Annotated in this window: 3 protein-coding genes; 2 read left to right on the top strand and 1 reads right to left on the bottom strand. The window is 53.8% G+C overall.

Going from position 1 to position 3,487, the window contains the following annotated elements; genetic code table 11:
• Positions 1-618 precede the first annotated feature (618 nt).
• Complete coding sequence (locus B7364_RS08415; protein WP_085339559.1) at positions 619-1,413, bottom strand: WYL domain-containing protein; 795 nt, start codon at positions 1,411-1,413, stop codon at positions 619-621.
• Positions 1,414-1,485: 72 nt separating this feature from the next.
• On the opposite strand from B7364_RS08415, the gene B7364_RS08410 reads away from it, so the two are divergent.
• Entirely contained in the window at positions 1,486-2,628 is a 1,143-nt protein-coding gene (locus B7364_RS08410) for an exonuclease SbcCD subunit D (RefSeq protein ID WP_085339558.1), read from the top strand.
• Entirely contained in the window at positions 2,625-3,452 is an 828-nt protein-coding gene (locus B7364_RS08405; protein ID WP_085339557.1) for an AAA family ATPase, read from the top strand. The genes B7364_RS08410 and B7364_RS08405 overlap by 4 nt, the downstream gene beginning before the upstream one ends.
• The last annotated feature ends 35 nt before the right edge of the window (positions 3,453-3,487 follow it).

Here is a 3,487-nt window from a genome sequence, read left to right as displayed (position 1 = left end):
TCAACGCGTCTCCCGAGACGGGCAACAAAGGTCAGACGGGCCAGTCAGACCATTCAAAGGAGATCAAGGACCAGCTTGGATCAGGCCAATGCGACAACCTTCGTCGTCTTCATCAAGGCTCGCTGAGATCAAGACCAATAGCAAGCTTTGCGAGCCGTCGTCCGTATCTAACAGTAGCGCAATCCAGAAGACGAAGGCTTAGGGCCCATGCCAACTGGAAGAACGGCAGATAAAGGCGTTATGGTGAAAGCCAATTTCTACTTGGCGCGCATTCGATGGGTCAACGGGAAGCCACTATGCGGTTTCCTGCTCTGCAGCGGCCCTAACCGCGCTCGATGCTTAATGCTTAGCCGTCTGTTGGAGCATAATCTGCGTTACAGGCCATAGACGGTCGTCCTGCCAGAGTTACGAAAAGAGCTCCGCGCAGGGGCACAAAATACGATTGCATCTGATCTGGCACTTGCTGCGGCGCTTAAGTTTGCTTAGAGTAAACAGTCCGCTTTGTGCTAAGGCTAGTGACCTGAGAACAAATCAGCAATGTTTGAAAGCTGACATTCTTAGACTAAACGACTTGCGATTGGGCTCCACCTTCAAGCGACGAACCAAACGGGTCTCTGGTCAGCTGGAATGATGTTCAATCGGCACCCGTTCCAGTCTCGCCTGCGGTTCGGTCAATCCCCAACGACGATCAAGGTAGAACTCCAAAGCTTGACGCACTTCGACCTTCAGATACTCATCAGTGAAGCCATACTCCCGTCGCACGACAGCGGCCTGTGCGGGGCTGAGATGTTTGCTCGGCTTGAGCCATATAACTCTCAGAGTGTCCCAATCGGAATCTTGCGGCAACGGTTCCACTATTTCATCCATTTGGAAATCATCTTCAGGCTCTATTCTTGCGGGGTGAAAGTTCCGGTACTCGTTGCGTTTGTAGCTGTAGGCTCGGAAGTGAATGTTCTCGCCATCGAAGATGAACCTTGTTGGCGCAACCCATTGCGGATCCGTTTCGCCAGAGCTCATCGATGTGTAGGCGATTCTGATTTTTCGCTGTTTCGAGATTGCACCGTAGAGGACGGTCGCGAGGTGTGGATCCAGCGACCTTTTCGCACGCGGCAGCGCAGCAGATATCTCGTTTTCTGAGACGGTGTCGAGAACTGCGAATATGTCGAGCATGGAAGAAGCCGCAATCGGCTGATGATCTCGTGCCGCGATATAGGCTTTCAATTGGGTATCATAGACTGGTGCGTTCTCTGCGATAAGCGAGAGATAGGCGCGAAAATCATTCGCCGCTTGCGCTATTGAGATTTTGAACCTGTCGATGAGATCACGCCGCCGTGCAAGGCCACGCCAGGTGAAGCATCTATCGAGAAACAAAAGCCGCTGTCGCTGTGCGTGTTTTAGGTCGTCGAGCGCCATCAAACTTCCTCTCTTGACTCTTGTTAGTGTATGTATAAAAATTATACGTATAAAAATTGTATGAGGCAAGTTATGAAGCTGCTACACACTTCCGACATCCATCTTGGTCGTCAATTCAGCGGTATACCCCTCGAGGAGGATCACGCTGTCGTACTTGACCAGATCGTGGAAGCCGTGAAGGCGAGCGATGTAGATGTCCTCATTATTGCTGGCGACGTGTTTGATCGGGCGTCACCTCCGCAAAGTGCGGTAAGACAATTCAACGGGTTTCTCCAGCGCGTTAAAAATGAGACAGATGCTGCCGTTGCTATGATCGCTGGCAATCATGACTCAGGCGATCGGATTGACTTGTCAGCGATCGCAGCGGACCGGTCTCGTTGGCTTATCCGTGGTGCGATCAGTGCCGACGAAACGCCACTTTTGCTCTCAGATGAACATGGACCCGTCGCGATTTCTGCGTTGCCGTTTGCCTATGAGTATGCGGCTCGGGAATGTTTTGAGAGCGAAGCGATTAACACGCCCGAAGATGTTCTGAGGTCACAGGTCGAAGCGGCGCGCGCTCAGGTTCCAGAGGGCGCGCGATGGATTATTGTCGCACATGCCTTCGTTACGGGCGGTTCAGTAAGCGAGAGCGAGCGATCCTTAACCCGCGTTGGTGGCATTGAGACCGTCAACGCTGCTGTGTTTGAGGGGGCACACTATGTAGCCCTCGGGCATTTACATCGGCCTCAGTCGGTCGGCGCGCAGCATATTCGCTATTCAGGGTCGCCGCTAGCATTCGGCTTCGATGAGGTCGACGCCCAGAAATCAATGAGCTTGGTCGAGATCGATGCGGCCGGAAAGGTTTCGGTCGAAGTTCTGCAATTTTTGCCAATTAGGCGCCCTCGTATTCTACGAGGCAAGCACTCAGAGCTCCTTATCTCCGATCCATCATCCGACTTTGTTAGGGCGGTGCTGACGGACGATACCCCAGTGATCGACGGTATGAAGCGCCTACGTGAAGTCTTTCCGAACGTTTGTGATCTTAGATATGCGCGCGACGAGCGCCCGCTCGAAAAGAAATCTGCAGATGGATCGGCGGTTTCAGCCATAGAGCCTGCCGACGTTGTGAGCAACTTCCTGACAGAAGTTGGCATTGTAGCGATTTCGGAAGCTGAACAGGCGGTCGTATCCAATTCTATTAGACGTTTGCAGCTGAAGGAGGATGCAGAATGAGGCCCGTCCGACTCACGCTGCAGGCATTCGGCCCATATGCGAATAGGGAAGTCATCGACTTCCGTGACGCTGTTAACGCTGGGCTTTTTGGGATTTACGGACAGACTGGATCAGGAAAGTCGACCATCTTTAGTGGTATGACGTTTGCTTTGTTCGGCGAGGCGTCCAAGTCGGAGCAGGATCGCACATCACTTCGTTCAGACCACGCGGCAGCTGATCTCACAACAGAGGTCGAGTTTGTTTTCGATGTCGGTGATCGGCGTTTTGTGGTGGTTCGCCAGCCGGATCAGATGCGGCCGAAGCTGCGCAGCCTGGGAGAAACCAAGACTGCGCATGAAGCCCATCTTTTTGAAGCCACTGGGATCCCGCTAGATCAGATCACGGACGAGAGGCGTGGCAGGGTCATTGCAGAAAAGAAGGTTCGCGATGTTGATGCAGCTGTTGCCGACATTCTGGGATACGGTCCGGAACAGTTCCGGCAAATCGTGCTGCTGCCCCAAGGTCGGTTCGAGAAATTCCTGTCGGCGAAGACCAACGAACGCGTAACGATCCTAAGGGACCTTTTCGACGTTTCCCTGTATCAGTCACTGATGGCGGACCTGAAAGATAAAGCCGCCGAAGCCGAGCGGCAGGTGCGCGAGGAACGGGCGGTCTGCGCCGGGCGGCTCAAAGCAGAAGGATTTGAGAGCACGGACGCCTTGCTCGAAGGGGTTCGGGCAGCCGAGACTGCAGTTCAGGAACTTTCAGTCCGCGAGAGCGAGACACGTAAGCAGGCGCAGGCTGCAGAGAACGCATTAAGGTCTGCCGAGGAAGTAGAAACGTAAGCGTCCGGCCTGACCCGTCTTGACCGATCAAGCGG

Source organism: Aquidulcibacter paucihalophilus (genome assembly GCF_002105465.1).
GTDB classification, from domain to species: Bacteria; Pseudomonadota; Alphaproteobacteria; order Caulobacterales; family Aquidulcibacteraceae; genus Aquidulcibacter; species Aquidulcibacter paucihalophilus.
Note: the sequence above shows the minus strand (reverse complement) of the source record. Positions and strands in the feature narration are given on the sequence as shown.